General features: G+C 54.9%; 22 protein-coding genes. 13 read left to right on the top strand and 9 right to left on the bottom strand.

The annotated features are described in order from the left end of the window. Nucleotides 1-30: 30 nt before the first annotated feature. Nucleotides 31-1,713 (top strand): nitrate/nitrite two-component system sensor histidine kinase NarQ, encoded by a 1,683-nt coding sequence (narQ, locus tag AC2FCQ_RS12445; protein WP_265555448.1) that lies wholly within the window; start codon nt 31-33, stop codon nt 1,711-1,713. Between the two features lie 161 nt (nt 1,714-1,874). Continuing rightward, complete coding sequence (gene narL / locus AC2FCQ_RS12440; protein ID WP_209638155.1) at nt 1,875-2,507, top strand: two-component system response regulator NarL; 633 nt, start codon at nt 1,875-1,877, stop codon at nt 2,505-2,507. A 26-nt stretch (nt 2,508-2,533) separates the two neighbouring features. On the opposite strand, the gene AC2FCQ_RS12435 is transcribed toward narL, so the two are convergent. After that, nucleotides 2,534-2,812, bottom strand: a complete 279-nt coding sequence (locus AC2FCQ_RS12435; protein WP_017893610.1) for a winged helix-turn-helix domain-containing protein — start codon at nt 2,810-2,812, stop codon at nt 2,534-2,536. Between the two features lie 281 nt (nt 2,813-3,093). Here AC2FCQ_RS12435 and acrD point away from each other — a divergent pair, with 281 nt between their 5' ends. Beyond that, nucleotides 3,094-6,231, top strand: coding sequence for a multidrug efflux RND transporter permease AcrD (gene acrD, locus AC2FCQ_RS12430; protein WP_209638156.1), 3,138 nt, complete (start codon nt 3,094-3,096; stop codon nt 6,229-6,231). Between the two features lie 120 nt (nt 6,232-6,351). On the opposite strand, the gene ypfM is transcribed toward acrD, so the two are convergent. Continuing rightward, nucleotides 6,352-6,411, bottom strand: coding sequence for a protein YpfM (gene ypfM / locus AC2FCQ_RS12425; protein WP_100396732.1), 60 nt, complete (start codon nt 6,409-6,411; stop codon nt 6,352-6,354). A gap of 532 nt (nt 6,412-6,943) precedes the next feature. On the opposite strand from ypfM, the gene yncE reads away from it, so the two are divergent. The 5 genes from yncE (at nt 6,944) to AC2FCQ_RS12400 (ending at nt 11,594) form a co-directional block, all read left to right on the top strand. Continuing rightward, the gene (gene yncE / locus AC2FCQ_RS12420; protein ID WP_490308236.1) at nt 6,944-8,014 is read left to right on the top strand and encodes a 7-bladed beta-propeller protein YncE; all 1,071 of its coding nucleotides are present in this window, start codon (nt 6,944-6,946) and stop codon (nt 8,012-8,014) included. 8 nt (nt 8,015-8,022) lie between these two features. Beyond that, nucleotides 8,023-10,194 carry a TonB-dependent siderophore receptor gene (locus tag AC2FCQ_RS12415; protein ID WP_490308237.1) on the top strand — a complete coding sequence of 724 codons (2,172 nt, stop codon included), beginning with the start codon at nt 8,023-8,025 and terminating at the stop codon, nt 10,192-10,194. 133 nt (nt 10,195-10,327) lie between these two features. Then, a complete protein-coding gene (locus AC2FCQ_RS12410) occupies nt 10,328-10,807 on the top strand; it encodes a tetratricopeptide repeat protein (protein WP_490308238.1) in 480 nt (159 codons plus the stop codon). Nucleotides 10,808-10,818: 11 nt separating this feature from the next. Then, nucleotides 10,819-11,250: a GNAT family N-acetyltransferase gene (locus tag AC2FCQ_RS12405; protein ID WP_404760763.1), complete on the top strand. Its 432-nt coding sequence runs from the start codon at nt 10,819-10,821 to the stop codon at nt 11,248-11,250. Between the two features lie 23 nt (nt 11,251-11,273). After that, the gene (locus AC2FCQ_RS12400) at nt 11,274-11,594 is read left to right on the top strand and encodes an isochorismate lyase (RefSeq protein ID WP_490308239.1); all 321 of its coding nucleotides are present in this window, start codon (nt 11,274-11,276) and stop codon (nt 11,592-11,594) included. A 103-nt stretch (nt 11,595-11,697) separates the two neighbouring features. On the opposite strand, the gene AC2FCQ_RS12395 is transcribed toward AC2FCQ_RS12400, so the two are convergent. After that, entirely contained in the window at nt 11,698-12,123 is a 426-nt protein-coding gene (locus AC2FCQ_RS12395; RefSeq protein WP_490308240.1) for a GNAT family N-acetyltransferase, read from the bottom strand. A 231-nt stretch (nt 12,124-12,354) separates the two neighbouring features. Here AC2FCQ_RS12395 and AC2FCQ_RS12390 point away from each other — a divergent pair, with 231 nt between their 5' ends. The 4 genes from AC2FCQ_RS12390 to AC2FCQ_RS12375 are packed head-to-tail and all read left to right on the top strand — an operon-like array spanning nt 12,355 to nt 14,703. Continuing rightward, nucleotides 12,355-12,720 (top strand): ArsC family reductase, encoded by a 366-nt coding sequence (locus AC2FCQ_RS12390; protein ID WP_490308241.1) that lies wholly within the window; start codon nt 12,355-12,357, stop codon nt 12,718-12,720. Next, nucleotides 12,717-13,844, top strand: a complete 1,128-nt coding sequence (gene dapE, locus AC2FCQ_RS12385; RefSeq protein ID WP_209638173.1) for a succinyl-diaminopimelate desuccinylase — start codon at nt 12,717-12,719, stop codon at nt 13,842-13,844. Before AC2FCQ_RS12390 ends, dapE begins: the two co-directional genes overlap by 4 nt. Next, nucleotides 13,841-14,515, top strand: a complete 675-nt coding sequence (locus AC2FCQ_RS12380) for a M15 family metallopeptidase (RefSeq protein ID WP_490308242.1) — start codon at nt 13,841-13,843, stop codon at nt 14,513-14,515. Before dapE ends, AC2FCQ_RS12380 begins: the two co-directional genes overlap by 4 nt. 2 nt (nt 14,516-14,517) lie before the next feature. After that, on the top strand, nt 14,518-14,703 hold the full coding sequence (locus AC2FCQ_RS12375) for a YpfN family protein (protein WP_265555436.1): 186 nt from the start codon (nt 14,518-14,520) through the stop codon (nt 14,701-14,703). A gap of 28 nt (nt 14,704-14,731) precedes the next feature. On the opposite strand, the gene ypfH is transcribed toward AC2FCQ_RS12375, so the two are convergent. From ypfH to dapA, 6 genes are all read right to left on the bottom strand, one after another. Next, on the bottom strand, nt 14,732-15,421 hold the full coding sequence (ypfH, locus tag AC2FCQ_RS12370; protein ID WP_209638180.1) for an esterase: 690 nt from the start codon (nt 15,419-15,421) through the stop codon (nt 14,732-14,734). Between the two features lie 116 nt (nt 15,422-15,537). After that, nucleotides 15,538-17,538 (bottom strand): tRNA(Met) cytidine acetyltransferase TmcA, encoded by a 2,001-nt coding sequence (locus tag AC2FCQ_RS12365; protein WP_490308328.1) that lies wholly within the window; start codon nt 17,536-17,538, stop codon nt 15,538-15,540. A gap of 112 nt (nt 17,539-17,650) precedes the next feature. Next, a complete protein-coding gene (gene ypfJ, locus AC2FCQ_RS12360; protein WP_209638181.1) occupies nt 17,651-18,517 on the bottom strand; it encodes a KPN_02809 family neutral zinc metallopeptidase in 867 nt (288 codons plus the stop codon). Between the two features lie 164 nt (nt 18,518-18,681). Next, nucleotides 18,682-19,395, bottom strand: coding sequence for a phosphoribosylaminoimidazolesuccinocarboxamide synthase (purC, locus tag AC2FCQ_RS12355; RefSeq protein ID WP_004951825.1), 714 nt, complete (start codon nt 19,393-19,395; stop codon nt 18,682-18,684). A 246-nt stretch (nt 19,396-19,641) separates the two neighbouring features. Then, a complete protein-coding gene (gene bamC / locus AC2FCQ_RS12350) occupies nt 19,642-20,694 on the bottom strand; it encodes an outer membrane protein assembly factor BamC (RefSeq protein WP_209638183.1) in 1,053 nt (350 codons plus the stop codon). Nucleotides 20,695-20,710: 16 nt separating this feature from the next. Continuing rightward, entirely contained in the window at nt 20,711-21,592 is an 882-nt protein-coding gene (gene dapA, locus AC2FCQ_RS12345) for a 4-hydroxy-tetrahydrodipicolinate synthase (protein WP_209638185.1), read from the bottom strand. Between the two features lie 110 nt (nt 21,593-21,702). Between dapA and AC2FCQ_RS12340 the strand changes: the two genes are divergently transcribed. Beyond that, a complete protein-coding gene (locus AC2FCQ_RS12340) occupies nt 21,703-22,308 on the top strand; it encodes a glycine cleavage system transcriptional repressor (RefSeq protein WP_209638578.1) in 606 nt (201 codons plus the stop codon).

The raw sequence follows: 22,308 nt of genomic DNA, 5'->3' as shown, positions 1-22,308 counted from the left end.
GTCCATCGCACGCGAGAAAAGGATGCATGATTGCTTGTTAAACGTTCAGTGACCAGCAGCCTGGCCAAGGCGCTGTTTTGCATTGTCATTTTGTCCGTGCTCTCCACTGGCTTGGCGTTGACTACCGTCGCTGACAGCCTGCGTGACGCCGAAGCGGTCAACATTGCCGGCTCACTGCGTATGCAAAGCTACCGACTGGCGTACGACCTTACCCAACAGGCCCCGGAACAGAATCAGCATCTGCGGCAATACCAAGAGTCTCTGCAAGCCCCGGTATTGCAAAAGTTGGATCGTTTTTACGTACCTGCGGATGTCCGTGAAAAATACCAGTCTCTGCAACACGCCTGGCAACCGCTTGCGCAGCAGATCCAGGCTGGCCAAGCGGCAGACTATCAGGCCAACATCGCCGGCTATGTGAATCAGATTGACCATTTTGTGCTGGCGCTACAGCGTTATTCCGAACTGAAACTGACCATCGTGGCCGCTATCAGCGTGGTGGGGTATATCGCTATCATTGGTTTGGTGCTGTTTTGTATCCGCTTTATGCGACGCCAGGTCGTCACACCGCTTAAGCACCTGGTGGAAGCCAGCCAGCGCGTACAACAACGGGATTTTAATTACCCGCCGCTGGACACTGAACTGCCCAATGAACTCGGGGTACTCTCACAATCCTTTACCGCCATGTCTGGCGATCTGGCCAAGCTGTATCGATCGCTCGAGCATAAAGTGCAGGAGAAAACCCAGCGCCTGCAGCAAGCGAACAAAACGCTGGAGGTGCTGTACAACTGTTCGCAAGCGCTGAGCGTACGGCAAATAGATCAGCAGGCCTTTGAGCAAATCCTGCACATCGTGCGTCAAAGTGAACAGCTGCACTGCATCAAGCTAAAAGTGGCGGACAACCTCAGTGAATGGCAACTGCATAGCGGCTCACCCTCAACGACGCTGGACTGGCAAACGCTGATCATCACCCAGGGCGACAAACCGTTGGGCGAACTGAGTTGGCAACATCAGGATCATCCCCCTCACCCGCATTTGATGCAGAGTGTCGCCAACATGCTGAGCCGCGGAGTGTATTTTAACCGCGCGCAGAAACAGCACATGCAGTTTTTGTTGATGGAAGAACGTGCCACTATCGCCCGCGAGTTGCACGATTCTCTCGCGCAAGCCCTGTCGTTTTTGCGTATTCAACTCACGCTGCTCAAACGAACGTTGGCGGGCACAGCCCCGGATGCCCATGAGATTATCAATGACTTCGATCAGGCGCTGGCTGACGCCTATCGCCAATTGCGCGAGCTGCTGACCACCTTCCGCCTGAACATTCAGGAAGCCGATTTAAATACCGCACTGGACCAGTTACTGGCGCCATTAAAGGTTCTTACCGACGCGCGGATTCAGTTACACTGTCGGCTTTCTTCCCAGGCGCTTAATGCCCAACAGCAAGTGCATGCGTTGCAAATTGTACGCGAAGCGGTACTCAACGCGATCAAACATGCCGATGCACGGGAGATCGTGATTCGCTGTGGCGTGACGGCCGAGGGTGACAACAGGATTAGCATTGCAGATGACGGTTGCGGTATCGCCAGCCTGAGTGAACCAGAAGGTCACTATGGCCTGACCATCATGAGCGAGCGCGCTGCGCGACTGGGAGGAACGCTGCGCATCCAGCGAGGTGAGCCAGAGGGCACGGAAGTCCAGCTGACATTCCCGCCATAAAATCAGGACTGTTCACCCTTCGTTACGGTTTAGCGAAGTCTAACGGTCATTTAAGGATGTTTGTGGCGCCAATTACCACTACTTTATAAGAGGCTGTCCCACTGTGAAGCGTGCTGCACGGCACGTTTGAGTGGCTTTACTCGCTACAGGGAGCATATTTCATGGTGATGAAGAATTACCGAGTGATGATCGTCGACGACCACCCACTGATGCGCCGGGGCATCAAACAGCTGCTGGGGCTGGATCCGCTGTTTACGGTAGTCGCCGAAGCCAGCAACGGCAACGAAGCCATTACGTTTGCGTTGCAACAAACACCGGATGTGATCCTGCTGGATCTGAACATGAAAGGGTTGTCCGGCCTGGACACGCTGAAAGCACTGCGCAATGAGAGTGTAGATGCACGCATCATCGTGCTGACGGTTTCCGACTCACGCAACGATGTTTATGCGCTGATCGACGCCGGTGCCGACGGCTATCTGCTGAAAGACAGTGAACCAGAACAGTTGCTGGAACACATTCGCGCCGCAGCGGAAGGCCAAAATGTGATTAGCGACGCGGTGGCCGATTATCTGTTGTCCCGCAGCGAACAGCACGATCCCTTTGCCGAACTGACAGAACGCGAGCTGGACGTATTACAAGAAGTCGCACGCGGGATGTCCAATAAGCAGGTGGCTGCACAATTGCACATTTCTGAAGAGACGGTGAAGGTGCATATCCGCAACATGCTGCGCAAACTGGATGTGCGTTCACGCGTGGCGGCGACAGTGATGTATCTGGAGCACAAGAGTCAATAAGACGTCCCCGGCACGCCGGGGAACCTTTATTCGATGGCGGCAAGCAGCGCCTGATGATGCTGGTGAACCCAGCCCTTGTTGATCGGCCCCCAGTTTTCCAACTGGTAAAAACCGTCATTGTTACGTACACCCTGCTGAACAAATTGCAATTCGACCCCCAAGCCTGGCAAGGCTTTCAACACGTCTTGCAGGGTACGGCGCGGCCACCCCGTCAATTCCATCAGACGTGGGACGTTTGGCCGTTCGCTGTGGCTGATCAACCAGCACAGATAAAGACGACGGGCAAATACCGGGTTAATTTCCATGCCAAGCTCCTGCTTAAATATGAGTCCTGATTATTTTTCGGGGACACTGTTCGGTCAGGCCCTTGATAGTCATAAAATTGTCTTAATGACCGTTTTAACAACAATAGCGCTGTCCTTGCAGGTTTCTACTACCGTTATTTACATTATCTCCTTTTTTTCTCCACGCTTTACTCCCCCTTCCCGAGTAAAGTGCATAAGCGCCGGAATCCTTCCCAGCCGCTGAGAAACGCAACGCCGATGCGTCTTAAAGATAGAACAAGTCATAACGAGGTTCGCGCTGCATGGCTAATTTTTTTATTGATCGCCCGATTTTCGCCTGGGTTCTGGCAATTATTCTTTGCCTGACGGGCGTTTTGGCGATTTTTTCATTACCTGTGGAACAGTATCCGAACCTCGCGCCGCCGAACGTTCGCATTAGCGCCACTTACCCTGGTGCCTCTGCGCAAACGCTGGAAAACACCGTCACCCAGATCATTGAACAAAATATGACCGGCCTGGACAACATGATGTATATGTCGTCGCAGAGTACCAATACCGGGCAGGCCACCGTGACACTGACCTTTGAAGCCGGCACCGATCCCAACGAAGCGATGCAACAGGTGCAAAACCAGCTGCAGGCGGCCATCAAGCGCCTGCCGCAAGCCGTACAAACCCAAGGCGTGACGGTATCAAAATCCGGCGACACCACGTTGATGATGGTGGCCTTCGTCTCTACCGACGGCAGCATGGACAAACAGGACATTGCCGATTACATCGTCTCCAACCTGCAGGACCCGCTAAGCCGCATCAACGGCGTGGGCAGCATGGACGTTTACGGTTCGCAATACGCCATGCGTATCTGGCTCGATCCGAACAAGCTCAACAGCTATCAGCTCACCACCCAGGACGTCGTCACGGCGATTCAGTCCCAGAATGCGCAGGTGGCGGTCGGTCAGTTAGGGGGCACACCGTCCGTCGATAAACAGGCGCTTAACGCCACCATTAACGCACAGTCCCAGTTACAGACACCGGAACAGTTCCGCAAAATCACCCTGAGGGTCAATCAGGACGGTTCGGTGGTCACACTCGGTGATGTGTCCACCATCGAACTCGGTGGCGAAAACTACAACTTCCTCAGTCGCTATAACGGTCTGCAGGCTGCCGGTATGAACATCAAGCTGGCCTCCGGCGCCAACGAACTGCAAACCGACCAGTTGGTGAAAGACAAAATCGCCGAGCTGTCGCAGTATTTCCCGCACGGGCTGGAGGCCAAAGTCGCCTATGAAACCACCCCGTTCGTGAAAGCCTCGATCAAGGATGTGGTGAAAACGCTGCTGGAAGCCATTTTGCTGGTGTTCCTGGTCATGTACCTGTTCCTGCAAAATTTCCGGGCCACGCTGATCCCGACTATCGCGGTCCCCGTGGTGCTCATGGGTACCTTCGCCATTCTTTCCGCCTGTGGATTCAGTATCAATACCCTGACAATGTTCGCCATGGTGCTGGCGATCGGGCTGTTGGTGGATGATGCCATCGTGGTGGTGGAAAACGTCGAACGCGTGATGAGCGAAGAGGGCCTGCCCCCCCGTGAAGCCACACGAAAATCCATGGGGCAAATTCAGAGCGCCTTGGTCGGCATCGCGATGGTACTGTCGGCGGTGTTTATCCCGATGGCGTTCTTCGGCGGTACGACGGGCGCAATTTATCGCCAGTTCTCGATCACCATCGTTTCCGCCATGGTGTTATCTGTACTGGTGGCGATGATTCTGACCCCTGCCCTGTGCGCCACACTGCTCAAACCTATCGCCAAAGGCCACCATCATGGCAAACGCGGGTTTTTCGGTTGGTTCAACCGGATGTTCAACCGCAATGCCGCACGCTACGAGCGTGGCGTGGCGCGCGTGTTGCACTTCAGCGTGCGCTATATGGCAATTTACCTGCTGCTGCTCGGCGGTATGGCGTTTCTGTTTATCAAGCTGCCAACCTCGTTCCTCCCGCAAGAAGACCGCGGCGTGTTTACCGTGCAGGTACAGTTACCGCCAGGCTCCACATTGCAGCAAACCACCAAGGTGGTGGAAAAAGTTGAACAATACTTCCTGACCCAAGAAAAAGAGGACGTGCTGTCGGTCTTCTCCACCATTGGAGCGGGGCCAGGCGGTAATGGGCAGAACGTGGCACGTATGTTTATTCGTTTGAAAGACTGGGATCTGCGCACCTCGGGGGCCAATAGCTCTTTCGACATCATCAATCGCGCCACCAAAGCCTTTAACAAGATTAATGAGGCGCGAGTGATCGCCAGCAGCCCACCGGCAATCACCGGTCTGGGTAACTCCTCCGGTTTCGATATGGAACTCGAAGATCACGCCGGGCTGGGCCACACCAAACTGATGGCGGCACGTGACCAGCTGTTGCAACTGGCCAGCGCCAACCCGCTGCTGTCCCGAGTCCGCCACAATGGCCTGGACGACAGCCCACAGCTGCAAATCGATATTGACCAACGCAAGGCACAGACACTGGGCGTTTCCATCGATGACATCAATAACACCCTGTCAACGGCCTGGGGCTCAACCTATGTGAACGACTTCGTCGACCGTGGGCGGGTGAAAAAAGTCTATGTGCAGGCCGCGGCCCCGTTCCGTATGCTGCCTGGCGATATTGATAAATGGTTCGTTCGCAACAAATCAGGTGGCATGGTGCCGTTCTCGGCCTTCGCCACGTCCCATTGGGAATATGGTTCTCCGCGCCTGGAACGCTATAACGGCAGCTCTGCATTGGAGATTGTTGGCGAGGCGGCAGAAGGTGTCAGCAGCGGTACTGCAATGGCCGAAATGGAAAAACTTGTCAGCCAGTTGCCGACCGGCTTCGGCCTGGAGTGGACCGCTATGTCCTATCAGGAACGTCTGTCCGGTTCACAAGCACCCGCACTGTACGCGATTTCCCTGCTGGTGGTATTCCTCTGCCTGGCGGCGCTGTATGAGAGTTGGTCAATCCCATTCTCGGTGATGCTGGTGGTACCGCTCGGGGTGATTGGTGCCGTCGCGGCCACCTGGCTGCGCGGGCTGGAGAATGACGTTTACTTCCAGGTGGGGATGCTCACCATTATTGGGCTCTCGGCGAAAAACGCCATTTTGATCGTCGAATTCGCCAATGAGTTGAACCATAAAGGCCAGGATTTGATGTCGGCCACGCTGGAGGCCTCACGCATGCGTCTGAGGCCGATTTTGATGACCTCGCTGGCCTTTATCTTCGGCGTACTGCCAATGACCATCAGCAGCGGCGCAGGCTCTGGCAGCCAACATGCGGTAGGTACCGGGGTCATGGGCGGCATGATTTCCGCGACCCTGCTGGCGATCTTCTTCGTGCCCTTGTTCTTTGTGTTGGTGCGCCGCCGCTTCCCCGGCAAGCACGCGATAGCCGCCAAAACGCAAGACCAAGGGGAATAACAGGCATAAAAAAGCAGCGTCGGGAAACCGATGCTGCTTTATCTCGAACGTGTATTCCGTTCCCAAGGTGCTTCAATGTCTGACAAATAAACCAACCTTGTTATCAACCTCACCGCAGTGTCAGTTACCTAACATCTCATCGATGAAGTCTTTCCAGTTTCCCAACTCACGATCAACCATAATAATTTACAACCTCAATTAATAGACGAAGCGGATTCTACGCCTGTTTTTTGAGCAAGTGAAGAGGTTCGGGAACGATGCCGCCCGCGAAAACCGGGGGTAGTGCACATTTTCGTACTTATCCGATCGCTGGCGAATCTTGGCTATTCCCTTCCGGTATCAATCCGTCAATCCCACGGCATAAAAGATCTAAACCGACAGCATCTGGGCACGCCGACTTGGGTTTAATACCCTGGCGCTTAGCCTTGCCAATCCAAAAAGCATCACCCCATTAACCATTGTTGGCTGTACTTTTATTTACAGTCTTTCACAGGTTACTGGCATACAAAGTAGAAAATCCTCTCACATCACATCTCAACAAAAATCATCGCATTACAAAAAAGTGTCGAACAATAATGTGACAGCCAGAAATAAATCCCATTTTTTTCAATGAGTAACAAACTCACTCTTACACCACTCAATAAATGATATTGATATTAATTATCAATATCATTAGCATTCGCGCATTCTAAGTTAATGTAAAGGAATGTATATGAAGATGCACCTATCCGCTTCAGGTAAAGGTTTCTCCCTCAGCGCACTGGCTTCCGCCGTGCTGCTGCTGTCTTGTTCAACGCTGGCCGCTGACCTTCCCGAGAGCCAATTCCAAACCCAGCCTATCGGGCATGGCCTGTATGAACTGGCTTTTGATGGCACCAGCAACACCCTGTTTGCCGCCTCTACGCCCTCCTTCGCCAAAGAAAAAAACGGCGGTATTGTCTTTAAAGTCAATCCGTCCACGCTGGCAACCGACGCCAATATCGCCACCCAGCGTCGCGCCTTCGCCACCGCCCTCGATGAGCAACGCCACCTGTTGTACATCGGTAACACCGTCGACGGCTCGGTCACGGTTATCGATACCCGGAGTGGCAAAGAACTCGCCACCATTGAGCTCAGCGAAAGTATGAAAGAAGACCAATTCACACCGACACGCGAAATGGTGCTGGATAAGAAAAATCAGCGATTGTATGTCTCCGGCACGTCACAGAAAGGCGTGCTGTGGATCATCGATACCGCCAAGCGGGAAAAAATTGCGACGCTGAGCAACATGGGTGAATACCCAACTGGCATTGCGCTGGATACTGAACGCGGCCATCTTTATTGCGTCAACGGCAGCGGCGAACTGATTACGCTGGATACCACCAGCCATAAGATCCTTAAACGCGTCGTGGTTGAACCGAGTAAAAAACACTTCTTCCTCAACATCGGCCTCGATACTAAAACGGGGCGCGCCTTCATCACCGATCCAGACCTGCCAAACGTGCTGGTTGTTGATATCGACAGCGGCAAAATCCTGCACCAGATTGACGTGATCAACGCGCTGGCGGTGTTATTTAACCCGATACGCAGCGAGCTTTACATCACCCACCGCGAAGCCAAACGCATCAGCATCGTCGACAGCAACAGCTACCGGGTGAAAAACAGCATCACGACCCGCGCATTGCCTAACAGCCTGGCGCTCTCTTCCGACGGTCAGCAGTTGTTCGCCAGCATCAAGCAGTCCAAGGAAGAGATGGAGAAAAAGCAGGATTACCTGCTCAAGATTAACCTCGGCGGACTGTGAGGCAGGAAATGGCTAGTTTTATGATTCGCCTTTCCGGCGGTGCATTGCTGTGCCTACCGGTCATGATTGCACAGGCCGCAGGCAACGAGCAGACTTCCCGGCCGCAGAAAGAAGAAACTCTGGAGGTGGTGGCTTCGCCGTTTAGCGATGACGGCAGTACCGAAAATACCGGTTCCTATACCACCCACCAAATGAGCACCGCAACCGGCCTGCCGCTAAGCATCAAGGATACGCCACAGTCGGTTTCGGTCATCACTCGTCAACAGATTGATGATATCAATGCGTATTCGCTAAAGGATATTCTGCGCTGGTCAACGGGCGTCAGTGAAAGCAATTACGATAGCGAACGCTCCTCGTTCAATTACCGCGGTTTCAGCGTCGATAACTATCAATATGACGGTGTTCCCACCTTCTTTGATTCCGGTTATTCCGGCGGTGAATCTGAAATTGATTCGATCACGCTGGATCACGTCGAAATCGTCAGAGGTGCCGCCGGTTTGTTAAACGGTGTCGGTAATCCGGGTGCGGCCATCAATTTGGTCAGAAAGAAAGCCTCCAGCCTTTCTCCTTTTGCCCGCGCCGAGCTTTCTGCCGGCTCTTGGGATCACTACCGCACGACGATAGATGCCGGTACACCGCTCAATGATGAAGGTACCGTCAGGGTACGCGTCGCGGCCGCTGCCGACCGCAGCCATTCTTATATGGAACGGCATCAGGAACGCAAGGGGGTGATTTACGGCACGCTGGAAGCCGATCTGACCAGCGAAACATTGCTGCGACTGGGTGCGGATTATCAGCAAAACCGGCCTAAAGCCTCAACCTGGGGCGGTGCCTTGCCAACCGGCTGGTTCAGCGACGGTAGCGAAATCAACTGGGATCGTCACTACAGTGGGGCATCTGACTGGTCAAGTTGGGATACCACGCTGAGTACTCAGTTCGCCACGTTGGAACACCAGTTCGACAACAACTGGAAAGGCGTAGCGAACTACACCCACAGTCGCCAGGCCTTCGATGCCAAAATGGCAATGAGTCTCGGCGGGCTGATCGCTCCCGATACCTGGGCGGTAAAACCCTCAAGCCCGTATGCCGGGCGCTATGAAGGCTACCGCGATCAGCATGCGATAGACATGAAGCTGAACGGTGACTTCACCCTGTTGGGCCGTAACCACACCTTTGTGGTAAGCAGTTCCTCAGCCTGGCAACACAGCTACAGCACCTATCGCAGCGCCAGCACCTCCCGGCTATTTAGCGGCAGCCTGCGTGATTGGAACGGCGGTCTGGGTGAACCCGAGTGGTCGGACAAAATGCCGCAAATGGATTACCGGACGCGCCAAATCGGGATTTATAGCAGTGCTGACTTCTCCGTTACGGAACGCTTGGATCTGGTACTCGGTGCCCGCTTCAACAGCTTCAAAAACACCACCACCACCACGGCAAACAAAGTGACGCCATTCGCTGGCACGGTGTATAAGCTGACCGATCAGGTATCTGCCTATGCCAGCTACACCAATATATTTAAGGATCAGACCTATCTCGACAGCAGCGGCCATTACCTGGCCCCGATTGAAGGGGTAAATAAGGAAGTGGGCATCAAAGCCGCGCTGCTCAATGACCGACTCAATCTGTCGCTGTCTGCCTTCCGCATCACGCAGGACAACCTGGGCGTGCAGGATGAAGACACGAGTAATCTGGATTGGTTACAGCAGACCTATCATGAGAGCCAAGGGGCGACCAGCAAAGGGTTCGAGTTCGAACTGAACGGTGAACTGGCGCAAGGCTGGAATGCACAGCTAGGCATTACGCACTTCACGCTGAAAGACAAAGATAACGTTAATCTCAACACCGAGCAGCCGCGCACCCACATCAACCTGTTCACCACCTACCAACTGACTGGCGCCTTACGCGACCTGACTCTGGGCGGGGGCGCACGCTGGCAGAGTCGCATTTATGCCAACGTTGACGGGGCCAAAAACGGCGAAATGGTCCAGCGTAAAGCCGAGCAAGGATCTTATGTTCTGGTCGATGCGATGGCACGTTACAAACTGACGCCACAAACCTCGGTGCAACTTAACCTGAACAACGTTTTCGATCAGAAATATTACTCGCAGGCTAATTTCTACAGCACCCGTAACTATGGCGATCCGCGCAACGTCATGCTGACGCTAAAACACGAGTTCTGATCGTCTTTCTCCATAAACGGCCCCGGATAACGGGGCCGATTTTATGCCAACGCCTATATTCCTTGTGTGATGAATTCTTCCGTAGTAGCGTGCCAAAGGTATCAAAAAACCCCCACGTCTCTGAGGCCATGTCATGTCCCCTACGCTGACCATCGAACAATTGAAAGAATTGGGCCGTTACCAAGAAGCCACCGAACTTGCGAAACAACAACTTTTGCAAAAGCCGGAAGAAGCCACCCTGCACTACCAACTGGCATGTCTGTATGACGTACAAGGGCTTGAGCAGCAGGCCATTCCTTGTTATCTCTCGGCGCTGGCGCACGGGTTGCCGCCAAAGCAACGGCAAGAAGCCTGGCTTGGCCTGGGCAGCACCTATCGCGCGCTTGGGCTGTATCAGCAATCGCTGACGACCTTCGACGACGGACTCGCCGAATTCCCGCAGGCGAAAGAATTGACCCTGTTCCGCGCCATGACGCTGTACAACCTGGGTGAAACCAAACAGGCTGTAGCAGACCTGTTGCTGTTGCTGGCGGAAACGTCTTCATACAGCGATATCAGCAGTTACCAACGGGCAATCCGCCAATATGCCGCCGATCTGGATCGCATTGGCTAAGCGAGGTCGATATGGAGATAGTCACCGACCCAAACCGTTATGGCGTCGACTGGCAGCAGTTAGCTGAACTCTTGCACGCTGCGGGATTGGGCCAACGAGACCCGCAAGTCCTGCAACGGGTTTATCAGCACAGCCAATTTTGCTATTGGGGCTACTACGATGGCAGGTTGGTCGCCACCGCACATGCGATAAGTGATATGACCTCCGTTGCCTATCTGGCCGATGTGGCTCTCCATCCTGACGTTCAGGGACGGGGATGGGGGCGGCTATTGATGGATCGGGTGATGCAGGATTTGGCACCGCTCGGAAAGGTGTTTATCTACTCGGTGCCCGACAAGCTGGATTTCTACAAAAAATACCACTTCCGTGAGCTGACCACCGGCATGGTTTATGCCGACAGCGCGTCATTGGAACGCCTGCAACAGAATGGCTACCTGCGTTGAACTAACCTTAAGGGAACACCTCAATGAACATTGAGAACCGTCTGCTTCCGCAAGAGTGTGCGGATATGAACGATATTCGCGCAGAAATAGATATGATGGATGAAAACATCATCACACTGATCGCCAAACGTTTCGACTACGTAAAGGCAGCGGCAAAATTCAAGAGCAGTCCCGATGCGGTGCGCGCCAAAGAGCGCTTTGACGCCATGCTGTTGCAAAGACGCGTCTGGGCCGAAGAACAAGGTTTGAGCCCGGAAGTGATAGAAAAACTGTATCGCGATCTCGTCACTTACTTTATCGACGAAGAGATGAAGCATTGGTCCAAGGACCAGGACAAAAAGTGAATGCAACGGGGTTTTCTCCCTCATCGACCACGAATGGCCGATGGTGAAAAAAAGTCTGGGTTATCAATTGCGGCAGCTCAGACCATAGCCTTGACCGGAAAAACTACAGCGCCTTCATCATAAAGATACGACGGGTGCCCGCCGGCAGGCAGGGCACTTCACCAAAGCGCGTCCAGCCATTCAGCTCATAAAATTTCGGTGCCTGGAAACTGAGGGTGTATAACACCGCAGAAACACATCCCCTGCTCCGCCCTTCCCGTTCAAAACGACGCAGCAGTTCGCTGCCCAGCCCCGAACCTCTCAGCGATTTTGGCAGATAAAACAGATCTAAAAACAGCATGCCCAGTGATGAACGTCCGGTGATCCCACCCAACACCGCTCCGCTCACGGAATCTCTCACCACCACGGCCAGCGGGCGTCGGTCGTTGCTACCCGTGATCTCATCGTTGTACTGATTCAAACCCTCAGCGATCAGCGCGTGTATTTCATCAATCGCGCTTTCGGTGATGTCGATACGATATTTATCCATGCTTTTCTTCTTGTGCAGGCAGACTGGGTACCACATTGAGATTAGCAAATAATCCGCCGCGGTAAATTCGGCCGGTGTTTTTTCAGCTTTTCCTCGCCTTTCAGACCATTGGACGGTGGAACTCCCCGCCATTTTTCGGCATTCTGGTCGCTGGCTTTCATTTCACCGCCACCGGCGGTTTACCACCGGCCACACGCGCCGGTGTTGGGTTGCAGAGAAGGTTCTTACTCCATGACGTTAACCATGTACGGCATCAAAAATTGTGACACCATCAAAAAAGCGCGCCGCTGGCTGGAAGAACAGGGTGTGGCTTATCAATTTCACGACTACCGCGCAGACGGGCTGGACGAACAGCAGCTGCGTGATTTTGTCGATATTTTGGGCTGGGAGCCGCTGCTGAATACCCGCGGCACCACCTGGCGCAAACTGGACGAAGCGCAGCGTAACGCCTGCGACAATCCCGATGCAGCCATCGCGCTGATGCTGTCCCAACCGGCCATCATCAAGCGTCCGTTGCTGGTCGACGGCAAAGGTCATGCTCTGCTCGGCTTCAACGCCGAGGGTTATCAGCAATTTATTTCCGAGGTGGCAGCATGATTTGCCCGGTGATCGAACTGGCCCAACAGCTGATCAAACGCCCTTCTCTCAGCCCACATGACGAAGGCTGCCAGGCGCTAATGATTGAACGTCTCGAAGCCATCGGTTTTACCGTTGAGCCCATGCCTTTCGGCGACACCCTGAATTTCTGGGCCTGGCGTGGCGAGGGGCAAACCCTGGCGTTTGCCGGCCACACTGACGTGGTGCCGACCGGCGACGAAAAACGCTGGGACAACCCGCCATTTGAACCGACCATCCGCGACGGTATGCTGTATGGCCGCGGCGCGGCGGACATGAAAGGTTCACTGGCGGCCATGGTAGTGGCGGCCGAACGCTTTGTCGCGGCTAACCCGCACCATCAGGGGCGTCTGGCATTCCTGATCACCTCTGATGAAGAGGCCAGCGCTACGCACGGCACGGTGAAAGTGGTAGAAGCCCTGATGGCACGCAACGAGCGTCTTGATTACTGCCTGGTTGGCGAGCCGTCCAGCACCGAACGCGTCGGCGACGTGGTGAAAAACGGCCGCCGCGGCTCAATCACCGCTAACCTGCACATTCACGGCATTCAGGGCCACGTCGCCTACCCGCACCTGGCGGATAACCCAGTACATCGTGCCATGCCGGCGCTTAATGAACTGGTGGCCATTGAGTGGGACCACGGCAATGAATTCTTCCCGCCAACCAGTATGCAGATCGCCAACGTGCAGGCCGGCACGGGCAGCAACAACGTGATCCCGGGCGAGATGTTCGTCCAGTTCAACTTCCGTTTCAGCACCGAATCGACTGACGCCACGATCAAACAACGCGTAGAGGAGTTGCTCGAACGCCATCAGCTGAACTACAGCATCGAATGGCGTCTGTCGGGTCACCCTTTCCTGACCGCGCGCGGGGCGTTGGTAGACGCGGTGGTGAATGCCGTCGAACACTATTCCGAACTGACACCGCAATTGCTGACCACTGGCGGAACCTCCGACGGCCGCTTTATCGCCCAAATGGGCGCGCAGGTGGTTGAGTTGGGGCCAGTCAATGCGACTATCCATAAAGTTAACGAATGTGTACACGCGGCTGACCTACAATTACTGAGTCGCATGTATCAACGCATCATGGAGCAATTAGTCGCATGATCACGCCAGAAATGCTGACTGGGCGCTCGACTGACCACCTGGCGCCGCTTAGCGGTCACCACCGCCTGCAACCCGCAGCGGTCGCGGCGTTCCTTGCCATGCAACAGGCGGCGCTCGAAGCCGGGTTTAGTCTACAGCCCGCCAGCACATTTCGTGATTTTGAACGGCAACAGGCGATCTGGAATGGCAAATTCTGCGGCGAGCGGCCAGTATTAGATAAGGACAGTCGGCCTATCGACATCACGCCGCTGTCCGCGGCAGAACGTTGCGAGGCGATCTTACGCTGGTCGGCTTTACCGGGCGCCAGCCGCCATCATTGGGGCAGCGATCTGGACGTTTACGATCCCTCTCTGTTGCCCGCTGGGCAGAAGTTGCAACTGGAACCCTGGGAATACGAACAAGGCGGCTACTTTTATCCACTCAACCAGTGGATGACGGATCATATGGCCGAATTTGGCTTTTACCGTCCGTTCACCGAAGAGGGTGACGGCGTGGCGGTGGAGCCTTGGCATTTGAGCTACCGCCCACTGGCGCGCGAGGCCGAACATTTGCTGACACCAGCACTGTTGCTGGCAGCCTGGAAAGATAAGGACATTGCCGGTGCAGCATGGCTTGAAGAGCATCTGCCATCGATATTTTCGCGCTTTATACGCACTGAAGGAAAGGAGTAAATATGGAATGGTTAGCTGACTATTGGTGGATAATCTTGCTGATTCTCGTCGGGATGATCATCAGTGGGATCAAAGAGCTACGTCGCGTTGACGTCAAACGCTATCTGGCCGATAAGCCGGAACTCCCCCCTCACCGCGATAACAACGCCGAGTGGGATGATGAAGACGATTGGCCGAAGAAAAAATGATATCAGGGCGCGTAATGCGCCCTGACGTTTACTTGAAGGCGATTAAATCGCCCCGCTTACCAAACAAAGCCTCTTCCCAGTAACGTTGTGGCACGTAATAGTGCAGTCGTTCGAGGGCGCTATTCATCATCGCCTGATTAATGGCATGCCCAACGTCATCCACGACATCCAACGTGACGTCGACGCCCTTGGCCTGCAGCCGTTCTGCCGCCGCCCTGGCGTGCTGCACTGCAATTACCGCATCTTGTTCACCGTGGATCAAATGCACCACGCTCTCACCCAATGCCTGCTCCGGCAAGCTGGCAAAACGCCCACTGAAAGCCACCACGCGGCCGGCAAGTTTGGGTTCTACCTTCAAGGCTTCCAGCGCCATGATTGATCCTTGAGAAAAACCTATCAGCGCGGTGCCCGCATCATTCACGCCACTGTGTTTCTGCCAGTAACGTACGGTTTCGACAAACTGCGGCATGACGTCTGCGATGCGCTCGGCGCGGTTATCTTCCGTCACACCCTGTACCGAAAACCACTGGCGACCACTGCCGTTCCCGAAGGGGAAAGGGCCGCCGATGCTCACCACCAACGCCTGCGGAAAATCCTTGGCGAAGTAACTGCCAATCTCACCCATCGCGACCGGGGTGTCGCCGACACCGTGAAACAGCAGGATCAGCTGCGCAGCCGGGGTTGCCGGGCTTTGGACAACGAAATGCTCATGTTTCATCGGTGACTCCTTCATTCATCAGATTCTGCCCAGTACCCAATGTCCGGGTTTCTGCCAGCTACTATACGCCGCTGAGGAATCAGGAAAATCGGGTTTTATTGAGTAACATCTTCAATTTATTCCAACGATTGAGACCAGTCGTGCCAACGCAGGCAGTGCTGTGCATCAAGCTGTTCGAGGGCCAAACCCGCCTCTTGCCGCCAACGACGCAACAAGGCTTTCTGTCCGCTGCAACCCAGCTGTACCACGCAGGCTATTGGCGTTGCTTGTTGCTGCAAATGCAGACGCAAAGCAGGCAGCGGTAAGGTGCTGGCTAACAATAAACGCTGTAGCGCGCCCAGACTGGCCTCGAGTGGCCGGTGGGCGAAAGCAAACCCGGCCAGCTCGCGCCAGTCGTCCTCACCCAGTTGTGTATCGCCATCATCACCGGTGATCTCCAGTTGCAGATTGATACGTGGCTGCAACCAGCGCCAATCACGTGCAAGATGCTTATGGGCCGCATGTTGCAGCGCTTCACCCTGTTCGGTCAACGGCAGGATCGCCATGGCGGTGTAGCAACCGCTGCTGGCCTCGGTTTTGCTACCGATGCGTACCAGCTCAAAACCACAGGATTGCCAAAATCGCCACAGCGGCTCGGTGTAACCAAAACTGACCGAAAGGTAATCCAGCCCCTGCGCTTGCTGGCGTTGCTCCGCTATCATGCGGCGAGCAATGCCCTGCTGGCGTAATGCAGGTAACACCGCAATGCGGGTAATACGCCGTGAACGCAACGTCGGCGCCCACCACTGGCCGCCATGCGCCGCCAGCGATTGTGCCACCAGATTGCCGCGTGGCCGCCGTCGCCCCGCCCAGACGTCATGGGCCAGCTCGGCGCTCAATCCGCCTTCCTCTACCAGCCACAGTGCACCGACGACGTTGTCCTCCACCTGCGCCATGCCGAAATGCATGCCGGGGGCATCCATCAGCCGCCGTAAATCGAGCGGCGAGGTGCGATAGTGGGCACTGCTCAATAAGGCATAAAAACGTGCCAGCCGTTGGGGCTCGGCACACAACCCGCGTTGTTCGGCACTGCTGATACTGACCGCCTCACCTGAGGCCTGCCAGGGGGATTGCTCGGTGAACAGTAACGCGTTATCTATTACGCGCTCCAACGCATCACCGCGAGCCCAACGCATCGGCTGTTCCAGCCCCAATGGCTGAAACGCAGGAAGCCCAGCACAAAACTTCAGTAAAAAACCACGGCCGGTGCCTTCATAACCCTGAACCGTGGTGGTCAGCAAAACGCGGGGGAAATGGCTCACCAGGCGTTGCAATAACGGTCCGGGGATCGCCGCCGCTTCATCCACCAGCAACCAACCTACGTCGCTGACATCATGTTCACGGCAATGGGCCAGCAGCGCGTCCGGCGCCCAAAATTGAGCACGGCCCTGCGCCCATTCACCGGCGACTTCGGTGGCAGCACGGCTCGGCCCGGTAATCCAACAGGTGAGTGGCGTATTCGCCACCAGCATGCCCGCCACCGTTGATTTACCGCGCCCACGTGCCGCCGTCAGTACCCAAATGCCTGATTCGGCGCCCAACAATTGCGTCAGCAACCTTTGTTGTTCCGTGGTAGGGCGACCATTCGGGGCATGCCAGTCCGGGCGTGACGGCAAGGGGGCCAGTGCCAGCGCCTCTTCCTGTCGCCAGACCGTTACCTCAGTGTCTGACACCAAGTGCTGTTGCAGATGATGAATAAAGTTTGGGGTCGTGATCGGTTGTGGGCAATCGCTCCAGCGCAGGCTGTCATGATCCGGCTGCTGATGCCACTGTCGCCAGGATGGCGTCAATAACAGTAACCAGCTGCCGGCACGTAACGTACCGGCTAATGCTGCCAGCGCTTCAACATCCAAACCGGCTGTTGCGTCAAAGGTCGCGTGCAACCTCTCTTGGCCCAACAGCGTTTTCACCGCGCTACTCGCCAACGCCTGCACGCCCGCGGGCGGGTTTTCCCCCACCCACGGCCAGTCACCCGGTAGCGTCGCTGCCAGGTGTTGCGCCTGCTGGCGGCACCATTGCGGTTCGCCACTGAGCACCAGCAGGCGCCTGATGCCCTGCTGCTGCATACGTTGCTGCATTGCCTGTAACAAGGCGGTGTCCCTTATTTACGACGGTGCCACGTCCACAGGTGGGACATAGCCTGATACTCAGACTTAAAAAAATGCCGGAGTCAGGCTCCGGCATAGCATGTTAACGTGATGCGAAGGTGTTGCAGGTGTTAGGATCGCCGCTGTCAAAACCCTGCTTAAACCAGGTATAACGCTGCTGTGAGGTACCGTGGGTGAAACTGTCCGGTACAACACGTCCTTGCCCCTGCTGCTGCAAACGATCATCGCCAATCGCCTGTGCGGCGTTCAACGCCGACTGCAAATCACCCTCTTCCAACATCTGTTGCTTCTCGGCATATTTGCCCCAGACACCGGCAAAACAGTCCGCCTGCAGTTCCATCTTCACCGACAGGCGATTCACTTCCGCCTGGCTGGCGCCCTGCTGCATCTGACGTACTTTTGCTTCAATGCCCAGCAGGTTTTGTACATGGTGGCCGACTTCATGCGCCACCACATAGGCCTGCGCAAAGTCACCGCCGGCACCCAGTTTAGTTTTCATATCCTGATAGAACGACAAATCGATATACACGGTTTTGTCACCCGGGCAATAAAACGGCCCCATTGCCGCCTGGCCCGTACCACAACTGGTGCGCGTTACGCCGCGATACATGACCAGTTTAGGCGGCTGGTAGGTTTTCCCCATACGTTGGAAAACGTCTTTCCAGTTATCTTCGGTAGAGGCCAGCACCACCGAGGTAAACTTGGCCAGCTCATCGTCTTTTGGACTGATGCTGGCACTCTGTTGTTGAGTTTGCGGGCCCACGTCACCGCCATTGAGCAACGGCGAAAGATCGACACCGTAATAACCGGCCACCAGCACCACCACTAAAATGACGATACCGCCTTTGCCGCGAGGCACACGGAAACCGCCACCACCGCCACCCAGACCTGAAGACTGCCCGCGACGATCCTCAACATTGTCACTTTCCCGACGCCCTTGCCAACGCATAAGTAAACTCCAGATTAGGTTTTTGTCATGTTACGTTGATCATTATAAATGCTCAGCGGCAGGGGAAATGTAGAATTTTTCTGGAAATGCAGGCAAAACGGCGCAGACGACGAGAAAATGAAGGGAATGACGGGGCCAGATGACCCCGTTTGCAGCGAAAACCCTTAGTCGAGTTTGACGCCAATGCGGCGAGCCACTTCTTCGTAGGCTTCGATCAAACCACCCAGGCTCTGACGGAAGCGGTCTTTGTCCATCTTGTCCAGGGTGTTCTTGTCCCACAGGCGGCTGCCGTCTGGCGAGAACTCATCGCCCAGCACGACTTCACCGTTGAACAGACCGAACTCCAGTTTGAAGTCGACCAGGATCAGACCCGCATCGTCAAACAGCTTGCTCAGCACGTCGTTTGCCTTGTAGCTCAGCTCACGCATGCGTGCCAGGTGCTCTTTGTTCACCCAACCGAAGGTTTCACAATAGGATTCATTGACCATTGGATCGTGCATCGCATCGTTTTTCAGAAACAGGTCGAACAGGGGCGGATTCAACACCAGGCCTTCTTCAATGCCCAGACGCTTCACCAAAGAACCGGCGGCACGGTTACGGATCACACACTCTACCGGCACCATGTCCAACTTTTTCACCAGCACTTCATTGTCTGACAGCAGGCGTTCCATCTGCGTCGGGATGCCAGCTTCTTCCAGTTTGCTCATGATGAAATGGTTGAACTTGTTGTTCACCATGCCTTTGCGATCGAACTGCTCAATACGCTGACCATCCAGTGCTGACGTATCGTTGCGGAATTCCAACACCAGCAGGTCGGGGTTTTCGGTGGTGTAGACGGTTTTTGCCTTTCCGCGATACAGCTCAGCTATTTTTTGCATCTCACTTACTCCAAAAAAATTTTTAAAAACGCTTCAACACACAGGCGTGATATACCCAAGATAATTGGAGTTACAGCAAGGCGGCAAGGGCAGGAGTCCCCGGGAGCTTACTCAAGTAAGTGACCGGGGTGAGTGCACGCAGCCAACACAGCTGTAGCTTCAAGAATGATGGGTATATTGTGCCAAATCTGCGACGCAAACGATACCGTAACCATCAAACAAAAAGGGGCCGAAGCCCCTTTTCCGTTATTTAACGCTGGTTTTACTGAATGCTGCCTGGAATGCCGCAACCAACCCGTCGTTTTGCGACTGGGTCAACGGCTTACCTTTAGGATCGATAAATTGCAGGCTGGTGCGGTTGTTCAAGTCCCCCACCTGCAGTTTGTAATCGCCTTCTTTCAGTTCAGGGTCCTTGGCACCCAACGCATCCCAATCGCTGCCGCTCAGGGATTTGTAGGTCACAGCGACGGTACCCTGCGGACGGCTGCGGTCACCCACTTTCATCCCCAGTTTTTCCAACGCTGCCGGCAGGCGATCCCACACCACAGTGTACGGACCACGCACAACCAACATTGGCAGGCCGGTATCATCTGCCGCGCTCTGCACGTCCAGCGCGCCGAAACGATTAGCAGACTGGCTGCTTGCCAGGTTGTCTTGTTTGTCCAGGCCTTCAACGATGGTATTCATCATCATACCGTTGTAGCGCTGAACTTCAGACGGGTCGGTAACCTGATCGGTTTTGCCCTGCTGCTGCAGACCCACGGTTTTAACCACCAGCGCCTGCTGATAACCCTGCTGCTGCACGCTGATCTGGTAGCGGCCTTCGTACTGGTTGTCTTCATCCAGACGGTTCCACTTCACCCAGTCGGTAGTCAGAGTCTGACCGGCGTCTTGGCGTGAGGCAATCGCGATATTTTTCGCCTGCAGCATGCTGACAACGCGTGACCACAGGTTCTGGTTTTGCGGGCTGTTCTCAAGCAGCAGCGTACCGCTGTCGCCAGCATATTGCGCGCGTGAACCGCTCAGCAATGCCAGAGGCTGTACCGGCGGACGAATATCCAGTTGCTTGCCGATCCCGCCTTTCAGTGTGGTAGCCGGAACATCGTAGTTACCGCTTTGCACCGGCAGGATCATACCCGCGGGGGCGTTCAGTGCCTTCAGCGGTGAAGCGTCAAGATACGCTTCATCGCCGCTGACCTGGCGCTTGTAGCGCTGGTCGCTGCTACAGGCCGCCAACATCATAACCAGCGAGATGCCAACGACTTTTGCTACCCTCGACTTTTGCAATGAATAAACCATCAAATTTCCCTTAGAGTTACAGCAAACCGGCGCTTTTCAGTGCGCGTTCCACTACCGGACGGGCAGCGTCGGTCAACGGCGTCATAGGCAGACGCAGCGTATCGGTTGCCATCAATCCCAATGCCTTGCAGGCCCATTTCACCGGAATTGGGTTTGCTTCTACAAACAAATCCTGATGCAACGGCATCAAGCGCTGATTTAAGCGGCGTGCTTGGGCAAAATCGCCCTGCGCTGCCAGCGCGCAAAGTTGCGCCATTTCACGCGCCGCCACGTTGGCCGTCACGGAAATCACCCCTTTGCCGCCCAGTTGCATGAAATCCAGACCGCTGGCGTCATCGCCGCTCAGCAAAATGAAATCTTCATCATCAACCAGCACTTGGATCTGACTTACACGACTTAAGTTCCCTGTTGCCTCTTTAACAGCAACAATATTCTTAATTTTTGCTAAACGCGCAATCACCGGCGGCAGCATGTCACACCCGGTGCGCGAAGGCACGTTATAGAGGATTTGCGGCAGTGCGGTGCTTTCGGCAATCGCCTTGAAGTGCTGATACAGCCCTTCCTGAGTCGGCTTGTTGTAGTACGGCGTGACCGTCAGGCAACCCGCGACACCCGTATTTTCGAAACGCTGCGTCAGAGAAATGGCTTCAGCGGTGGCGTTGGCCCCCGTGCCGGCAATCACCGGAATACGGCCTGCAGCCAGCTCCAGCGTCTGCAATACCACGTCGACATGCTCGTCATGGGCAAGCGTTGCGGACTCACCGGTAGTCCCTACGGAAACGATAGCCGCAGTTCCACTGGCTACATGATAATCAATCAATTTTTTTAGGCTCGCGCGATCGACAGCACCTGTGTCATCCATCGGCGTAACCAGTGCAACAATACTTCCCGTAAACATTGGCCGTCCCCTCCACAAACAAGTCACTCATGGTACTTTTGCTGCCTATCCAAAAGCAAGCAAACAACGGTGTTGTAAGCGCTTGGCAGGCGGTTTTTTTTATGTTTACCATGGTAACCCCATTGAGCACGACAGGAAGCTCCATTTTGCCTAAGCCAGATGAACACTATCTCGTAATTACCGCGCTCGGCGCCGATCGCCCCGGAATCGTCAATGCCATCACTCGTCACGTCAGCAGCTGCGGATGCAATATCGAAGATAGCCGTCTGGCCATGTTGGGTGAAGAATTCACGTTCATCATGCTGCTTTCAGGCAGTTGGAACGCCATTACCCTGATCGAGTCCACCCTGCCGCAAAAAGGCGCAGAACTGGACCTGCTCATTGTAATGAAACGGACCAACTCACACGAAAGGCCGCCGATGCCGGCCACCGTATGGGTACAGGTTGAAGTACAGGACTCCCCACACCTCATCGAGCGTTTTACCGATCTGTTCGACTCCAGCCAGATGAACATTGCCGAGTTGGTGTCCCGCACCCAGCCGGCGGAAGGTGGGCTGCCGCCGCAGCTGTATATCCAGATCACGGCACACAGCCCCGGCAATCAAGATGCATCAAATATTGAGCAAGCCTTTCATCGCCTATGTACAGAACTGAAAGCACAAGGCAGTATTAGCGTTGTTAACTATCCACAGCATGATGAGAAAGATGGAGAGTAG

Source organism: Serratia sp. CoH_134_PS_4 (assembly GCF_058190535.1).
The sequence above is the reverse complement of the archived record's forward strand: the minus strand, read 5'-3'. Positions and strand labels throughout refer to the sequence as shown.